At 37.4% G+C, this 16,219-nt stretch carries 17 protein-coding genes; 6 read left to right on the top strand and 11 right to left on the bottom strand.

The annotated features are described in order from the left end of the window. Nucleotides 1-12: 12 nt before the first annotated feature. The 3 genes from pstA to E2K98_RS12520 all read right to left on the bottom strand — a co-directional run bounded on the left by pstA (nt 13) and on the right by E2K98_RS12520 (nt 2,994). Nucleotides 13-900, bottom strand: coding sequence for a phosphate ABC transporter permease PstA (gene pstA, locus E2K98_RS12530; protein WP_133334540.1), 888 nt, complete (start codon nt 898-900; stop codon nt 13-15). Then, nucleotides 900-1,820: a phosphate ABC transporter permease subunit PstC gene (pstC, locus tag E2K98_RS12525; protein WP_133334539.1), complete on the bottom strand. Its 921-nt coding sequence runs from the start codon at nt 1,818-1,820 to the stop codon at nt 900-902. The genes pstA and pstC overlap by 1 nt, the downstream gene beginning before the upstream one ends. Nucleotides 1,821-2,085: 265 nt before the next feature. Beyond that, nucleotides 2,086-2,994 (bottom strand): phosphate ABC transporter substrate-binding protein, encoded by a 909-nt coding sequence (locus E2K98_RS12520; protein WP_133334538.1) that lies wholly within the window; start codon nt 2,992-2,994, stop codon nt 2,086-2,088. A gap of 276 nt (nt 2,995-3,270) precedes the next feature. On the opposite strand from E2K98_RS12520, the gene E2K98_RS12515 reads away from it, so the two are divergent. Beyond that, nucleotides 3,271-3,486 carry a hypothetical protein gene (locus tag E2K98_RS12515; RefSeq protein ID WP_133334537.1) on the top strand — a complete coding sequence of 72 codons (216 nt, stop codon included), beginning with the start codon at nt 3,271-3,273 and terminating at the stop codon, nt 3,484-3,486. Between the two features lie 59 nt (nt 3,487-3,545). Here E2K98_RS12515 and E2K98_RS12510 read toward each other — a convergent pair whose 3' ends face one another. The 4 genes from E2K98_RS12510 to E2K98_RS12495 all read right to left on the bottom strand — a co-directional run bounded on the left by E2K98_RS12510 (nt 3,546) and on the right by E2K98_RS12495 (nt 8,879). After that, complete coding sequence (locus E2K98_RS12510; protein WP_133334536.1) at nt 3,546-4,460, bottom strand: phosphate ABC transporter substrate-binding protein; 915 nt, start codon at nt 4,458-4,460, stop codon at nt 3,546-3,548. 189 nt (nt 4,461-4,649) lie between these two features. Beyond that, complete coding sequence (locus E2K98_RS12505) at nt 4,650-6,719, bottom strand: peptidoglycan D,D-transpeptidase FtsI family protein (protein WP_133334723.1); 2,070 nt, start codon at nt 6,717-6,719, stop codon at nt 4,650-4,652. 214 nt (nt 6,720-6,933) lie between these two features. Beyond that, complete coding sequence (locus tag E2K98_RS12500; protein WP_133334535.1) at nt 6,934-8,151, bottom strand: MFS transporter; 1,218 nt, start codon at nt 8,149-8,151, stop codon at nt 6,934-6,936. A gap of 119 nt (nt 8,152-8,270) precedes the next feature. Then, on the bottom strand, nt 8,271-8,879 hold the full coding sequence (locus tag E2K98_RS12495) for a superoxide dismutase (RefSeq protein ID WP_133334534.1): 609 nt from the start codon (nt 8,877-8,879) through the stop codon (nt 8,271-8,273). A 363-nt stretch (nt 8,880-9,242) separates the two neighbouring features. On the opposite strand from E2K98_RS12495, the gene E2K98_RS12490 reads away from it, so the two are divergent. The 4 genes from E2K98_RS12490 (at nt 9,243) to ispG (ending at nt 12,475) form a co-directional block, all read left to right on the top strand. Further along, nucleotides 9,243-9,938 carry a Crp/Fnr family transcriptional regulator gene (locus E2K98_RS12490; protein ID WP_133334533.1) on the top strand — a complete coding sequence of 232 codons (696 nt, stop codon included), beginning with the start codon at nt 9,243-9,245 and terminating at the stop codon, nt 9,936-9,938. Nucleotides 9,939-10,039: 101 nt separating this feature from the next. Next, nucleotides 10,040-10,813 carry a DUF1189 domain-containing protein gene (locus E2K98_RS12485; protein ID WP_133334532.1) on the top strand — a complete coding sequence of 258 codons (774 nt, stop codon included), beginning with the start codon at nt 10,040-10,042 and terminating at the stop codon, nt 10,811-10,813. An 87-nt stretch (nt 10,814-10,900) separates the two neighbouring features. Further along, entirely contained in the window at nt 10,901-11,230 is a 330-nt protein-coding gene (locus E2K98_RS12480) for a hypothetical protein (RefSeq protein ID WP_133334531.1), read from the top strand. 144 nt (nt 11,231-11,374) lie between these two features. After that, entirely contained in the window at nt 11,375-12,475 is a 1,101-nt protein-coding gene (ispG, locus tag E2K98_RS12475) for a flavodoxin-dependent (E)-4-hydroxy-3-methylbut-2-enyl-diphosphate synthase (RefSeq protein WP_208025366.1), read from the top strand. A 71-nt stretch (nt 12,476-12,546) separates the two neighbouring features. Here ispG and E2K98_RS12470 read toward each other — a convergent pair whose 3' ends face one another. Next, on the bottom strand, nt 12,547-12,918 hold the full coding sequence (locus tag E2K98_RS12470; RefSeq protein ID WP_051590888.1) for a hypothetical protein: 372 nt from the start codon (nt 12,916-12,918) through the stop codon (nt 12,547-12,549). Nucleotides 12,919-13,101: 183 nt separating this feature from the next. Here E2K98_RS12470 and E2K98_RS12465 point away from each other — a divergent pair, with 183 nt between their 5' ends. Further along, a complete protein-coding gene (locus tag E2K98_RS12465; protein WP_133334529.1) occupies nt 13,102-13,701 on the top strand; it encodes a hypothetical protein in 600 nt (199 codons plus the stop codon). A 358-nt stretch (nt 13,702-14,059) separates the two neighbouring features. On the opposite strand, the gene E2K98_RS12460 is transcribed toward E2K98_RS12465, so the two are convergent. Genes E2K98_RS12460 through E2K98_RS12450 form a run of 3 tightly spaced genes read right to left on the bottom strand, consistent with a single transcriptional unit; the run spans nt 14,060 to nt 16,100 of the window. Beyond that, nucleotides 14,060-14,473 (bottom strand): Fur family transcriptional regulator, encoded by a 414-nt coding sequence (locus tag E2K98_RS12460; RefSeq protein ID WP_133334528.1) that lies wholly within the window; start codon nt 14,471-14,473, stop codon nt 14,060-14,062. An 11-nt stretch (nt 14,474-14,484) separates the two neighbouring features. Beyond that, the gene (locus E2K98_RS12455) at nt 14,485-15,330 is read right to left on the bottom strand and encodes a metal ABC transporter permease (RefSeq protein WP_026572435.1); all 846 of its coding nucleotides are present in this window, start codon (nt 15,328-15,330) and stop codon (nt 14,485-14,487) included. Then, nucleotides 15,327-16,100, bottom strand: a complete 774-nt coding sequence (locus E2K98_RS12450; RefSeq protein ID WP_133334527.1) for a metal ABC transporter ATP-binding protein — start codon at nt 16,098-16,100, stop codon at nt 15,327-15,329. Before E2K98_RS12450 ends, E2K98_RS12455 begins: the two co-directional genes overlap by 4 nt. Between the last annotated feature and the right edge of the window lie 119 nt (nt 16,101-16,219).

The following is a 16,219-nucleotide window of genomic DNA, read 5'->3' as shown; positions in this document are numbered from 1 at the left end:
TCACCTTTTTCTTTATTTAGTAGCAGTAATCTTTTTATGAATTAGACTGCCAATCCATCTGGCAAGCAGGTTGAAAATTAAAACAGAAAGTACTAAAACAGCTGCTGAACCGTTTGAAACGTCTTTAACATCCGGAATTAACCCTTGGGTATTAACCGACCAAATATGAACTGCCAAAGTTTCAGCAGGACGGAAGATATTCAATGGTGACACATCAGAAAAAGGATTCCAATCCGTATAATCTAATCTTGGTGTTGATAATCCAGCTGTGAACAATAAAGCTGCTGCCTCACCAAAGACACGACCTGAAGCAAGGATTGCACCCGTCAAAATAACCGGAAAGGCACTTGGCAATAAAACCGTCTTAATCGTATGCCAATGAGTGATTCCAAGTGCAAGGCTCGCTTCCTTTAACTCCCGTGGAACCGTACGAATCGCATCTTCACTAACCCTTACCATTACAGGTAAGTTAAAAACAGTAAGTGCAAGTGCTCCCCCTAAAATGGTGTAGCCCCAACCTGTTAAGGTAACAAACATTAATAGACCGAACATCCCAATTACAATCGAAGGCATGGAAGCCAAAACCTCGATACAAGAGCGAATAAAATTTGTCACTTTCCCCGGTTTAGCGTATTCAGCCATATAAATCCCGCCGCCAACGCCTAGAGGAATAGTAATCAACATCGTAATAAACAGGACATAAAATGAATTAAATAATTGATCGCGAATTCCTCCGCCAGCCATCATATTACTTGATGGGGTGGTTAGAAACTTGAAAGAAACATGCTGCAAACCGTGAAATAAAATAAAACCAAATAAACCCACTAAAACTGCAATGATAATGACGGCAATCAGAACAAAAACACCTGTTGCGATCCGATCGGCTACTCTCGAATTCATTAAATCTTCCTCCTAGATGAAAGGTAGCGAATCAAAAGAATAAAAGCGAATGACATTATTAATAAAATTAACCCCAAAGACCATAAAACATTATTTTCAGGGCTTCCAAACGTCGTGTTGCCCATATTTAAAGTAATAATCGTTGTTAATGTGGCTGATGCATCTAAAAGACTGTGAGGCATGGTTTTCACATTTCCAATAACCATTTGTACGGCTAACGCTTCTCCAAATGCTCTAGACATCCCTAGAACAACTGCTGTCAATAAATTTGGCAAGGCTGCCGGAATTAACACTTTTCGAATGGTTTGCCAACGAGTTGCACCTAGCGCATATGATCCTTCTCGAAGATTATTCGGAAGAGAACTCATAGCATCTGTAGCAATTGTTGTTACAGTCGGTAAGATCATAATCGAAAGCACAATCATTCCTGAAAGCAAACTAAACCCGAGTCCACCAACATGTCCTCTTATAAATGGTACCAATACTGTAAGTCCAATGAATCCATAAACAACAGAAGGAATACCTACTAAAAGTTCTATTACGGGTTGTAGTATTTTTCTTCCCCAAGATGGCGCAATTTCAGTCATAAAAATGGCTCCGCCAATTCCTAATGGTGCAGCAATAAGTGCCGAAAGAAACGTTACTGCGAAAGATCCCAAAATAAATGGAAGTGCTCCGTACAGCGGCTTTGCTGGGTCGGTAGGATTCCAAATCTTACCGGTTACGAAATCAAAAAGATTTACACCATCTTTGATAAAAGATTGCAATCCTTTTTGCCCTAGAAAAATTGTAATCGCAATCGTTGCTGATATCATGATAATCGCACATATAAAAACAATGATCTTTCCTCTTACTTCCCCGTTCATCCAATTCTTTTGTGATTTTAATAATCTATCTTTTGCTGGAATCACTTTTTCCATATAAAAGTAAAACACCCCTATCTTACGTTTTAACAGGGTACCCCCTGATACATTTACTGTTTGCCTTACTTGTTACATATTAACGTCAAAGTGTTAATCTAATTTGAATTCAATGTAAAGGATAGGTAAAGTAATATTAAGTTTTTGTAAAGATGATTAATTTTCCTCAATGTATTTCATGATCGGTATATGAAAATGTAACTAAAAAAGGTGTGCACCAAAAGGTTTACTTTTGATGACACACCCTTTTCATTTAGTATTTCAATTACTTGTTCGAAACATTCCCTTTTGCATCACGTTCTACTTTCATTTGTGTTACAGGAATATAACCTTGTTTAGTTACGATATTCGTTTGAACTTCATCGCTCATCATGTAATCTAAGAACGCTTTTGCTGCTCCAGTTGGCTCACCTTTTGTATATGCATGCTCATAAGCCCAAACTGGGAATTTACCAGTTGTTACATTTTCAGTAGTTGGTGCTACTCCATCGATTGAAAGAGCTGTTACTGTATCATCAGTTAAATATGAGAAAGCAAGATATCCAATTGCGCCTGGAGTTTCATTAATAATCTTTTTAACTGTATTTGAAGCATCTTCTGTAATTCCTTCAGCAGGAGTTGCACCATCTAAAGCCAATTTATTGAATACTGCACGAGTACCTGAAGAATCCGGACGGTTTACAAGCGTAATTTTTTGGTCTGCACCGCCAAGTTCTTTCCAGTTAGTGATTTTACCAGTGAAAACTTTGATAAGATCCGCTTTTTTAATATCTTTGATTCCGACTTTAGGGTTTACTGCAGCTGTAATTCCAACTACAGCGACTTTATGGTCAACTAACTGACTTGCATCCATTCCTTTTTCTTCAGCAAAAAGGTCAGAGTTACCAATTTGAACCGCACCCTGTGCAACCTGTGATAGACCTGTACCAGACCCACCGCCATTTACTTGGATGCTTACTTTTGAATTTTTGTTCATAAATTCCTCAGCCGCTGCAGACGCTAAAGGCTGCAATGCTGTCGAACCGGAAATTACTAAAGAACCAGAAAGTTCTTTTGTGTTAGCTCCGTCATTATTCTTTGATTGATCTTTATTTGTTCCGCCTCCACAGGCAGCCATTACTACCATTAAAGCTGCTAAAATTGTTACAAGGCTAAACTTTTTTATGCTTTTCATTTATTCATTCCCCCTAAGGATTTTGATTACTTGTCTGCCTTACATATTACATAGTAACGGTGAAGTGTTAACTGCATTTGAATTCTGTGTAAACGCTACGTAAAGTAATATTAATTTTTTGTAAAAACATTTACATAAGTTTACAATTCGGATGAAATGGAACAGAAATAGTTTTTAACAAATAACAATAATCCATACGTTGGTAGTGAGTATAAAAAATTAATAATATATCCCGAAGCAGAGAAGATATAACTATGGAAAAAAGGAGGAATTACAGTGAGGAAAGATCGTCTATTTGAAAATGAAGCAGAGGAAGCAAATCGAGAAATGAATGAAGGATTTAAAGACTATGGTGCTCGGAGTTCAGCATCTGTAAACTCAGAGGCAGAAGAGGCTAATCAAAAAATTCAAGAGCTGTTCTATGGTAAAGAAAAAGGAATAAACTCATTACCCTTTCATGTTGATGTAAACAACCCTCCCATTAAAAAATAATTGATTACAAGAAAAATGGCGTACCCAATTACTGGGTACCCCATTTTTCTTTGTTTTGATTACTTATTCGTAACATTCCCTTTTGCATCACGTTCTACTTTCATTGATGTTACAGGAATATAGCCTTGTTTAGTTACAATATTAGTTTGAACTTCATCGCTCATCATGTAGTCAAGGAATGCTTTTGCTACTTCGTTTGGCTCACCTTTTGTATAAGCATGCTCATAAGCCCAAACTGGGAACTTACCAGTTGTTACATTTTCTGTAGTTGGTTCTACACCATCGATTGAAAGAGCTGTTACTGTGTTGTCAGTTAAATATGAGAATGCAAGGTATCCAATTGCACCTGGAGTTTCGTTAATAATCTTTTTAACTGTATTTGATGCATCTTCTGTAACGCCTTCAGCAGGAGTAGCTCCATCTAATGCTAACTTATTGAATACTGCACGTGTACCTGAAGAATCAGGACGGTTTACAAGCGTAATTTTTTGGTCTGCTCCGCCAAGCTCTTTCCAGTTTGTAATTTTACCAGTGAAAACTTTGATAAGGTCAGCTTTTTTAATATCTTTAATACCAACTTTAGAGTTTACTGCAGCAGTAATACCAACTACAGCAACTTGATGGTCAACTAATTGGCTTGCATCGACACCTTTTTCTTCAGCGAAAAGGTCAGAGTTACCAATTTGGACCGCACCTTGGGCAACTTGTGATAGACCAGTACCGGATCCACCGCCGTTTACTTGGATGCTTACTTTTGAGTTTTTGTTCATAAATTCTTCAGCCGCCGCAGACGCTAATGGCTGTAATGCAGTTGAACCGGAGATAACTAATGAACCGGAAAGTTCTTTTGTATTCGACTGATCATTCTTTGCAGATTCTTTTGTTTCCTTGGATGTTGTGCTTCCACAGGCAGCCATCACTACCATTAAAGCTGCTAAAATTGTTGCAAGACTAATTTTTTTAAAGCTTTTCATTTTCTGTAATTCCCCCTAAGAAATTTGGTGGTTTTTTGTTTTGCTTACATGTTTCATGATAATACCTGACTGTTAACTGTGTTTTAAGGGAATGTAAACCTTTTGTAAATCCATGTCGATTTTTTTACTTTTATCAATGTGTAAAAAGCAAAAAAACCTTGCCTCAAATTAAATGAGACAAGGTTTTTATTAACCATTATTTTTATCAGCCGATAGCGCTTTTTGACTTTTCTTTGCCCGTTCCTTCTTTAAATCAAAATAAGCATCTAATACTCGGCGGCCAATATAGTTGTTTACACTTGGTCCGCTATTTCCTTGATAAACCCATGGAACTAAAACAGCCATAGCGACCTCAGGGTTATTAGATGGCGCAAAACTCACAAGACTTAAGTTCATCACCTCAGGAGGGATTTTCCCAAATTTCTGACGGTCAGGTCCATCGTAAAATGCTTGAGCCGTTCCAGTTTTCCCTGCAGGACTGTAATCAGCACCTTTAAAATAACTGTAAGCTGTACCTCCTGTTGTCTGCATGACCATTCTAAATCCTTCTTTTACACGATTAATCCACGAATCCTTTTCATCTATCCGATTTAATATTTTCGGTTGAATTTCTTGAACAATCGGCCCCAATTGATTTTTTTCCATAATTGGTTCACGTATTTCCTTTACAAGATGCGGCTGTACGCGGTACCCACCATTAGCAATAGTAGAGATATACTGAGCAAGCTGCATAGTGGTATACGTATCAAACTGACCAATTGCAAGGTCAAGAAGGTTACCTGGCTGTCTTACAATCCCCTTAAACCCTGCGCTTTCATTAGGGAGATCGATACCCGTCATAGATCCTAAGCCAAATTGATTAAAGGATTGCCGAATTGTATTAACTTTTGTTAAGTCCAATGGCAACGGCTGCCCGGGAGCATAATGTCCCCCAGCCATGGCAATAACAGTTTTCCACATATAGACGTTGGAAGAAACTTGAAGTGCTTGTAAATCATTAATCCACCCAAAGGTTTTCCATGAAGCTTTAATTGGCGTGCTGGCAATTCTTAACGGTTCATCCAATTGCATTGACCCTGGATGAATTGCACCTGTTTTATATCCTGTTAAAACTGTAGCACCCTTAACTGCAGAACCAACATTATAAGAGGTTGTTATATTTCCCAGGGCAAAGTCCCTCATTTCCAATCTACCGGTTTTATCATTGCGGGCAATTTGCTTACCAGCCATGGTTAACACTTCACCAGTATGAGGGTCCATTAAAACAACAAAGGCACGGTCTAATAATCCGGTTCTTGGATAAGCTTTTGCTTTCCATAGTTCTTCTTCAATAATTTTTTCAACCTTTAGCTGCAAATCCATGTCGATGGTTAAAACGAGGTCTTTGCCGCGTTTACCTTGCGAAAGAAGCTCTGTAGATAAAACATTTCCAGATTTATCAGTCTGGTTTTTCACTTTAGCCTTTTGACCATGAAGTACATCTTCATATTCCGCTTCAATATAACTCTTTCCCACTCGGTCGTTTCGGCTGTAATCCCGGGCAAGATACTCCTCAATCTGTTCCTTTGGAATACCTTCCTCAGAAGAAGTGACATTGCCTAAGACCGTTCTTAACGTTTTCCCAAATGGATATTTGCGATCCCAATCGGTTGTCGTATCTACACCAGGCAGATTCTCCAAATTCTCACTTACGACCGCAAACTCTTTGTCTGACACCTTTTTATTTTTCACGATTTGCGGAGTTAAAGCATAGCCGCTGTTAAATTGCCGATAAATCGCTAATGTTTTTAGGTCCTCCTGAGAAAAACTACTAAGGTCTTTGTCAGTAATTCTTTGAAGTTGTAATTGATAAAGATCCTTATCATCCAATTTTTTCTGTTCAAATAATGTCCATTCTTTTTTTGTTATTTTTTCTTTCGCCTTTTCTGGATTCTTGATCATCCAAAAATCCTTCTTATCACGGTCACGAATTTTAGACGTATCCACTTTAATTAATCTAGCCAGCTTTTCAGCTGTTTGGATCATTTCTTCTTGGTTTGTATTTTGATATTTCGTATAGGTGATCGCATTTAATGGCTTGTTATCAACAATAACCTTCCCATTTCGATCAAACATTTTACCGCGGGGGACAGGATTATTGACTGTAATATCTTCCGTCCGCTGAATTTCCCGTTTAAAATCATCCCCATAGACAATTTGGACTACACCAAGACGCAGGATAAGTATAGAAAAAAGTAAAAACACAACAAAGAATAACATATTTAACCGAAAGGGAACATGTGTCTTCTTCTTTTTCTTTTTTTGATTCAAAATCGATTCTCACTTCCTTATTGCTCAACATAACATTCTTTATTCTATAAGAAAAAGCTCACTTTTACTATTATCAACCCTTACCAATTTACAACAATCGACTAAAGTCACATATTCTTTATAAAAAATGGAAAAAACGATGAGTAAATTTCTTCTCATCGCTTTAGGCAGTAGGTATTTGAACTCGTTTGATAAACCAATAAATACATGTATGTCCCGCCCCTAATATTAATAGGAGGATCGGGATACTGTTTTTCTCATTAAACCAAGTAATGGCGACTAAGAATAATAAAATCGAAACAACCCTGCCAACATTCAAGAAAATTTCCCGAACAACAATATATTCAATCCTCATTTCAGCTGCTTTCCACCCTGTACCAATGACATCATATGTAGTTGAAATGTATGGTACCAGCAAAAGTGGGTAAGCAATCGCAATGGTGGCTGCATAAATTAACAATTTAACGAAATTCACATCCCAAACAATTAACAAGATCGCTAAATAAAGAAGGATGCCGCCAATGAGAATCGCTTTTTTTCTGGCTCTTTTTTTAATTAACCTTGAGGCAAAGTAATAGGCAATAAAGGAAATACCGGAATTAAGGAGGCCATAAGTTCCTAAGGCCATTTCACTGCCTGTTGAAATGTACACGAATACAGAAATGACAAACAAAAACGTCCCTTCTCTTAAGCCCTGAAAAAAATGAGCATTCGTTACGAGACGCCAATTTTCATTTTGTTTTCTTTCCGCCAAAATTCTCGTAAAACAATACTTTCCATGCGCTGGCCTGCGTTTTAAAGAAAAGCTTAAGAAAACAGCGAGAGCAAATAAACTAAGTGATAAGCCAAAGACAATGGAATAACCAGCAAATTTCTCAAATCGTGTGATGATAATCCCTGCTGCTAGAGGACCAATCATACCTCCTGCCGATGATAAAATCCCTAAAAAACCGTTAAAGAAATCTCGAGTTTCCGGCTCGGTTATTTCAAATGTTAAAACATTATAGGCGAGCCAATAAAACCCGTAGCCAATCCCCAAAAGGCTTCCTAAAAGCAGAAGATAGGTTGATGCATGTTTCCCGGCTACTAAAACAGTTACGTAAAAGAATGTCAGAAAGATTACACCAATTCTAAGAACAATGACTCGGTCAATTTTCTTCGCCCATTTTCCGGCTAAAATAAAGGTCAATGGCTGAAGAACAACAATGGATAGGTTGTACAATGCCAAATCAGAATATTGTCCTGTTTGTTTCCATAAGTAAATGTTCACAAATGTGTTGGAAAGAGCAACGCTTAGGGAATATAATCCACCAATTAATAGCAATAATGTGAGATCCTTTGTTAGTTCTACTTCACCCAAAAACTTAAATTTTTTTGCCATAAAAACTCCCCTTTTTCATAAGGGTAGTCTTTAACAAGCAAGATTTTCTTATTCACCTTTCTGCAAACAATTCCATTAAAAAAGACAGCTAAAAGTTAGCTGTCCTTTTCAATACATAATTATTTCGCTGCGCTGTAACGCTTCGCTACTTCATCCCAGTTTACTACATTCCAGAATGCACCGATGTAGTCAGGGCGCTTGTTTTGATATTTTAAGTAGTAAGCATGCTCCCAAACATCAAGACCAAGAATTGGAGTTTTACCTTCCATTAATGGAGAGTCTTGGTTAGGAGTGCTAGTAACTTCTAATTCTCCGTTATTTACAGCCAACCAAGCCCAGCCGGAACCGAAACGAGTAGTTGCTGCTTTAGCAAATTCTTCTTTGAAAGCTTCAAGGCTGCCAAATTTGCTGTTGATGGCATCAGCTAATTCGCCAGATGGTGCACCGCCGCCGTTTGGAGAAAGAATTGTCCAGAATAAAGAGTGGTTAGCATGTCCGCCGCCATTGTTACGTACAGCAGTACGTGCAGCTTCAGGAACTGCATCTAAGTTAGAGATTACTTCTTCAACAGACTTAGATAATAACTCTTCATTTCCTGCTAAAGCGTTGTTTAAGTTTGTTACATACGTATTGTGGTGTCTAGTGTGGTGAATGTTCATTGTTTCTTTGTCGATGTGTGGCTCAAGTGCATCTTCTGCATAAGGTAATTGTGGTAATTCGAATGCCATGTTACATCCTCCTATGTATACGTTTTTATTTTGGGCCTTAGTAAACTAAAATCATAATGATATTAGAATATTTCTAAAGCTTTTCTCCTTAAGATTACCAAATATATCAGCCGGTTTCAAATGAAATGCCTGCGCTAATACCACAAAGATACAATCCCCTGAATATCAGTTTTTATTCATCAAAAAGGTAAATAAAAAAACATATTGCTATCCCTGGAATTTTTCAAAAAGTTGTCATGATTTCAAAAGGTTGTTCTATCAACATTTAGAGCTAAATGAGAAAAACCTGTCTCTAATTAATGAAAAACCACTTATTGACAGGATACCCTTTCCGCATTTAAATCAAATTGAGGAGTGGAGAATATGCAAAAATCAAATATGATGATCTATCAGTTATTACATAATTTTTTTTCTATAAATGAGCCCATTCAACAAGTTAAAGCTGGCACGATTCTATTTCAAGAAAAGGAGCTTGTAAACTATATATACTTAATAGTTAAAGGAAGTATCGCTATTGGGAGGGTTCATGAAATCGGCAAGGACTTTACACTAAAAATTTTAAGTCATCATGAAATTCTGGTAGAGTATCAGCTTTTTTCTAAAAACCCCTATTACCAATTTAACGCAAAAACACACACAGACTGTGAACTAATCATGATTAAAAAGGAGCAATTTGAAGAATTTGTTTCCTTAGATCCAGATGCCATGAATGCTCTCTTCGCTTGGTTGAGCATCAGTTATATCAAGGCCCAAATAAAATGCATGGATTTAATTATGAATGGAAAAAGGGGCGGTTTATATTCAATTTTAATTCGTCTTAGCAATTCCTACGGGGTTGCAACTCCTGATGGAATTCTCATCGACATCCCCATAACCCATCAGGAGCTAGCCAATTTAACATTTGGAACACGGGAAGTCATTCAACGATTATTAAAAGATTTGAGAGAGAAAGAAATCATTTCCTATGATCAGCAAAAATTCATTATCAAAAAATTAAGTTACCTGAAACAAGAAGTTGACTGCCAGAATTGTAAAAATGAAATTTGCGGAATTAATTAAGCGAGGAATTTTCAATTTACCTTTGTTAACTTTGATCATTCTTGTATATAACGCTTTAAGCGGCTACAATAGAATGGTGAATCAATATAAAGGTGGTCATTATGAATATTTTTAAACAATTTTATAAAAGTTTATATTCCCCTAAGGATATAGCTCTATTTCGGTTTCAGGGTATTGGAAAAACAATTTTATATGTATTTTTCCTTACTTTCATTTCTATTCTCCCGTCTGTATATTATTTAAGTACTTCCCTTGCAAACGGTATTGACACGGCAAGGACTGTTATTAAAGATGAAATTCCTTCATTTGAAATTAAGAACGGCAAACTTGAAGCAGATACGAAAGTTCCCATTACCATCAATAAAAATCAATTCTCCATCATGCTTGATCCGACAGGAGCTGTCTCTGAAAAGGATGTTGCCGATGAGGAAAATGCCTTTGCCTTATTAAAGGACGAGTTTGTATTAGCCTCCGGTGGAGAGGTCCAAACCTATCCTTATTCAATGCTTCAAGGATTACACATAGCTCAAAATGATTTAATGGACTTCATTCAAGCTTTAGACGATATGAAAACGATCATTATTCCGATCGCTGCTCTTTTAATTTATTTATTTTCAAGTGCGGCAAGTTTTATTGAGGTTTCCGTTTTAGCCTTTATTGGATTAGCATTAAAAAACCTTCTAGGAAGAAAATTAAATTACCGTCATTTATGGAGAATGGCTGCTTATAGTGAAACATTACCGACCCTATTCTTCACCATTATGGCTGCATTAAAGACCTCTGTACCAAACAGCTTTTTAATTAACTGGTTTGTCATCATCATTGTGTTATATTTAGCAATCAATGAAATACCAAAACCGAAAAAAATCGACTAAACACACCATTTTTGGTGTGTTTTTTGGTCTATTTAAAAGTGGACAAGCATAAAAATGTACAAACTTTCCTTTTGGAGGTCTGTACATATGAAGAAATTATTTGGTCTAGTGCTTACTGCTTTGATTATATATGTTATATACATTGACTTAACGGTCGGTACGCTGCCAAGCGATTCAATCCAAACAGTCGAGGCAAAGGTCGAACCTAATTCACAAAAAAAATCAGCTATTCCTTCTTTTGAAGCAACCGTTGAACCAGGTGAAACGGTGATATCCATTGTTGAACATCAATTAAAGAAGCCCCTGCCCGTGTCGATTACCGATTTAGTAAAGGATTTCAAACTTTTAAATCCTGGATATTCACCCGAAAAAATTCAAGTTGGGGCCACTTATCAATTTCCTGATTATTCAAATTAATCAAGTTCTGATTAATCTAAGTAATCGGGATAAAACCGTTTGTCTTGTCAAGATTAGTAAATGACTGATAAAATAAATTGATTTGATTATTATTTACCTTTTATTCGAATTCCAATTTAAAGGAGCGAATTCCACGTGAGTGAAATTATACATCGTACGAAAACCCGGCCAATTAAAGTTGGTAATTTAACGATTGGCGGAAACAATGAAATCATTATACAAAGTATGACAACCACTAAAACACATGATGTCGAGGCTACAGTAGCCGAAATCAAGCGACTAGAGGAAGCCGGATGTCAAATTGTCAGGGTAGCTTGTCCGGATGAGCGTGCTGCCAATGCTATATCTGAAATTAAAAAAAGAATTAATATTCCACTTGTAGTTGACATCCATTTTGATTATAAATTGGCATTAAAGGCGATTGAAGGCGGAGCAGATAAAATCCGTATCAATCCTGGTAATATTGGAAAACGAGAAAAAGTTGAAGCTGTTGTAAAAGCGGCAAAAGAACGCGGGATTCCAATCCGTATCGGTGTAAACGCCGGCTCTCTTGAAAAGCGAATCATTGAAAAATACGGCTATCCAACTGCTGATGGAATGGTCGAAAGCGCCCTCCATCATATCAAAATTCTTGAAGATCTCGATTTCCACGACATCATTGTTTCCATGAAAGCATCTGATGTCAATCTTGCAATTGAAGCATATGAAAAAGCTGCTCGTGCTTTTGATTATCCACTACATTTGGGGATTACAGAATCGGGGACACTCTTTTCCGGAACAGTGAAAAGTGCAGCTGGATTAGGAGCAATCATCAACAAAGGGATTGGAAACACACTTCGAGTATCTTTAAGTGCGGACCCTGTTGAAGAAGTCAAAGTAGCAAGAGAACTTTTAAAGGTATTTGGACTTTCCTCCAATGCCGCAACACTCATTTCATGTCCTACATGTGGACGGATTGAAATCGACTTAATTAGTATTGCTAATGAAGTGGAAGAATACATTCAGAACATTAAGGCCCCTATCAAGGTTTCTGTGCTGGGATGTGCTGTCAATGGTCCTGGTGAGGCACGGGAAGCTGATATTGGGATTGCAGGTGCCCGCGGTGAAGGCCTGTTATTTAGAAAAGGAGAAATTGTCCGTAAAGTTCCAGAAGACCAAATGGTCGAAGAATTGAAAAAAGAAATAGACCAAGTCGCAGAGGAATATTTCAGGAAAAAAGCTGCAGAAGAAAAAGTGACGAGATAAGAAAAAACCCGGTAGTTAATTAAAAACTACCGGGTTTTTTCGTATCAATTGCCCCTATTGCAGGTTATTGGTTAAAAGAATGGGAGGATAAAAATACCGATGATAATCGATACGACACCAATCCCGATTGCCCATGCACCGAGACCAGTTGCACCTCTGCCTCTAGCAATGAATCCTAACACAATACCTGCTGCACCAAAAAGAATCGGCAATACAAACAGAGATAAAATCGATAGTGCTAATGCAACATAACCAGTACCCGTTCCAGCCTCTGCCCGGCCTCTAATATCATCATGTTCCCTCCGCCTAGCAACAGGTATAGGTGCAGCAATTTCTGCTGCCGTTTCTTCCCTATAGTCTGAAGGGTTATTTGGGATGTCTTGTCCAATGTATGCACTTTCGGTATTTTCACGCACCCCAGTGTCTCTCTCTTGGTCTGCCATCTTGATCCCTCACTTTCAGTTATAGGAGCCTTATTAGTATTTGTTTTCTTTTTCTTTTTAGTTTGTTAATGTTTGTCTGCAATAGGGTTTTTCTTCAAGAACTTCAAAAATATTTAGCTTTAGTGTAATAACTCTCTTTGGTACAATAAAATAAGATACTAATTAGCAATGTAGGTGACGGCAATGAAAAAAAAATTTGGCATTGACATTGATGGAACGGTAACAAGTCCTTCAGCGCTTTTACCCTTTATAAATAAAGACTTTGGGTTAAATCTTCACCTTTCCGATATAAACCAATACGATTTGACTCCCTTTGTAAATGTTCCGGAAGAGGAATTTTCAAAATGGTTTAGTGAAAACGAGCCAAAGATCTATGAGGAGTCACCTCTTTCAGACGGTGCTGACGATATTCTAAATATGTGGAAGGATCAACATCAACTATATTTCATCAGCGCCCGCGGCCCACATTTACTAGAAAATACAAAAAATTGGTTCAGAAAAAAAGGGTTAACCTACCATAACATTGATTTAATTGGATCACATGATAAAGTTGAGACGGTAAAAAAACATCGGGTTGACATATTTTTTGAGGATAAGCACGATAATGCTGTAATGATACATGAAGAATGTCATATCCCGGTTATTTTATTTAATACCCCCTATAACCAAGATCCAATTCCATCTGGGGTGGTCCGTGTCAACAATTGGTTTGAAGCATTTAAATGGGTTGAACATTGGTTAAAAACAAATCATGAAGAAAAAAAAGCGATACTAACCGTTTAATTACAAAAAAAACATCTTGTTATGATGAAGTGACCCCCTTAGGTTGGACTAATAATCCAACTTAGGGGGGGCAGATCAATGACAAGCTGTTTTTTTTACAGAAAGGGTATTTTCAATTTTTTACTTTGTCAAATTTATTGATTGTCCCTGCAAAAGGGCCTGTTGATTTCCGCTCCGGTCACTCGCTTTCCACGGGGAGGTCCTGGAGGGGAAATCAACAAACTTGTTGCACGACAAAACTCTAAAATTAGAATAAATTAACGCTGTGAATTATTAAAGTAACAAATAAAATAAAAGGCTATCGAAAGATTTTCGACAGCCTAACAGCTTATTTAAACAAACTGTTTTTTTATTATCTTTATTGGATACAGTCCGGGCATCTTCCGTAAATCTCAAATTTATGGCCCGATATATCATACCCGATTAAATCCTCACTTAACTCATTCATGGGACAAGTTTCAATCTCTTTTGTCTTTCCGCAGTCAAGGCAAATAAAATGATGGTGGTGGCTATGATGGGAGCAGGTAAAACGAAAATGCTTTTCCCCCGACAATTCAGTCATTTCCAGGATTCCCATTTTTACAAATAAAGAAAGATTGCGGTAGATGGTATCAAAACTCAATCCAGGATACCCTTCTTTTAATCGGTCTAACACATCCTTAGCCGTTAAATATTTATCACTATCCGCAAATAGCTGCAGCATTTCTTCCCTTTTCCCTGTGTGCTTAAAACCCTTTTCTTTTAAATATTGTATTGCATCATTAACGTTCACGTGTTTCACCTCTATTGCACCTGTTTATGAACGGTCATTTTTTTAGAAAGAATGGAAAAAATTAAAATAAGAACTGCAATCATGACAATCGTTCCACCTGGTGCCAAATCTAAATAATAAGCAGTAAAGAGTCCTCCCATTACAGCGATTTCCCCAAAGAGCACTGAAAAGAAAATAGTCTGTTTAAACCCCTTGGCAATTCGGATACTTGCAGCAACAGGTAAAGTCATTAACGAGGAAACCAATAGAATTCCGACAATCCGCATCGAAGCCGCTATGACAAGTGCGACCATTACGATAAAAATAAAATGAATACTTTTGGCTGCAATTCCAGATGCCTTGGCATGCTCTTCATCAAATGATAATAAAAACAATTCTTTATACAATAAAATAATTGCAAGAACGACTAAAAGACAAATAATAAAAATAACCCATAAATCAGTACGGCTAACCGCCGATACACTGCCAAACAAATAACTAAATAAATCAGTGTTGAATCCATTGGCAAGTGAAATAAAGATAACTCCAAGTCCAATCCCGCTTGAAAGGATAATCGGAATCGCTAATTCTTGGTAATGTTTATAAACTCCTCTTAGCTTTTCAATAAATAAGGAGCCGCCCACTGAAAAGGCCATCCCCAAATAAAGTGGATTTAACCCCGCCATCACCGTGAAGTATTTTTCGATTAAAAGACTTGCTGCAATTCCTGCCAGCGTAACATGGCTTAAGGCATCGGCAATTAAGGAAAGTCTTCTTACAACAATGAATACACCTAATAAAGGAGCGAGGAAGCCAATCATGATTCCGGTTAAAAAGGCATTTTGTAAAAATTCATAATGAAAAATTCCTTGAATCAATCTGACTCGCCTCCATGATCATGTTGATGGGATAGCATGTGAACACCATGCCCATAGAAATCCGAGATACCTTCTGTTCTATACCTCTCAAATTCCTCTGTATCCCCGTGAAAATGCATATGTTTATTTAGGCAGGCGACTTGTGTTACCTTTTCTGATATCGTGCCAATATCATGGGTCACCAGTAAAAGGGTAATTCCCCTCTTGTGATTTAAATTTCCCAGCATTTGATAAAACGAATTTACATTTTGTGCGTCTACTCCGACCGTCGGTTCATCTAGGATTAAGAGCTTCGGTTCGCTGACAAGTGCACGTGCTATGAATACTCTCTGCTGTTGACCACCTGAAAGCTCACCAATATTCCGCCTGCTGAATTTATCCATTCCGACTGCCTCGAGTGCCTCCATTACCCTTTGTGAATGTTCTTTCTTAAAGAACCGGAACATCCCTATTTTTTTTGTTAGGCCGCTCGAGACGACTTCGAATACAGTTGCCGGGAATCCGGTATTAAAAGAATTGGCCTTTTGGGAGACATAACCAATTTTTTGCCAATCTTTAAATTTACTTAGCTCTTGGTTGAATAAATAAATATCGCCTTTTTGCGGTTTCAAAAGACCTAGGATTAGCTTTAAAAGCGTTGACTTTCCTGAACCGTTTGGTCCGACAATCGCTAAAAAAGAGCCGTCTGGAACTGAAAGATTAATGTCCTCAAGGACCGTATCTTTTTCATAACGATAAAAAAGATGCTTAATTTCAATGATTGATTGCATATGCTGAACTCTCACCTTTAATTTTAAGAATCATTCCGATTTAATATCATGTAGTATACAATAGGTCTTCCCAGTTGTAAAGTAATTCAAAATACGCCCATAAAATTCTTTAGGATGAG

The sequence above is a fragment of the Bacillus salipaludis genome, from assembly GCF_004358205.1.
Note: the sequence above shows the minus strand (reverse complement) of the source record. Positions and strands in the feature narration are given on the sequence as shown.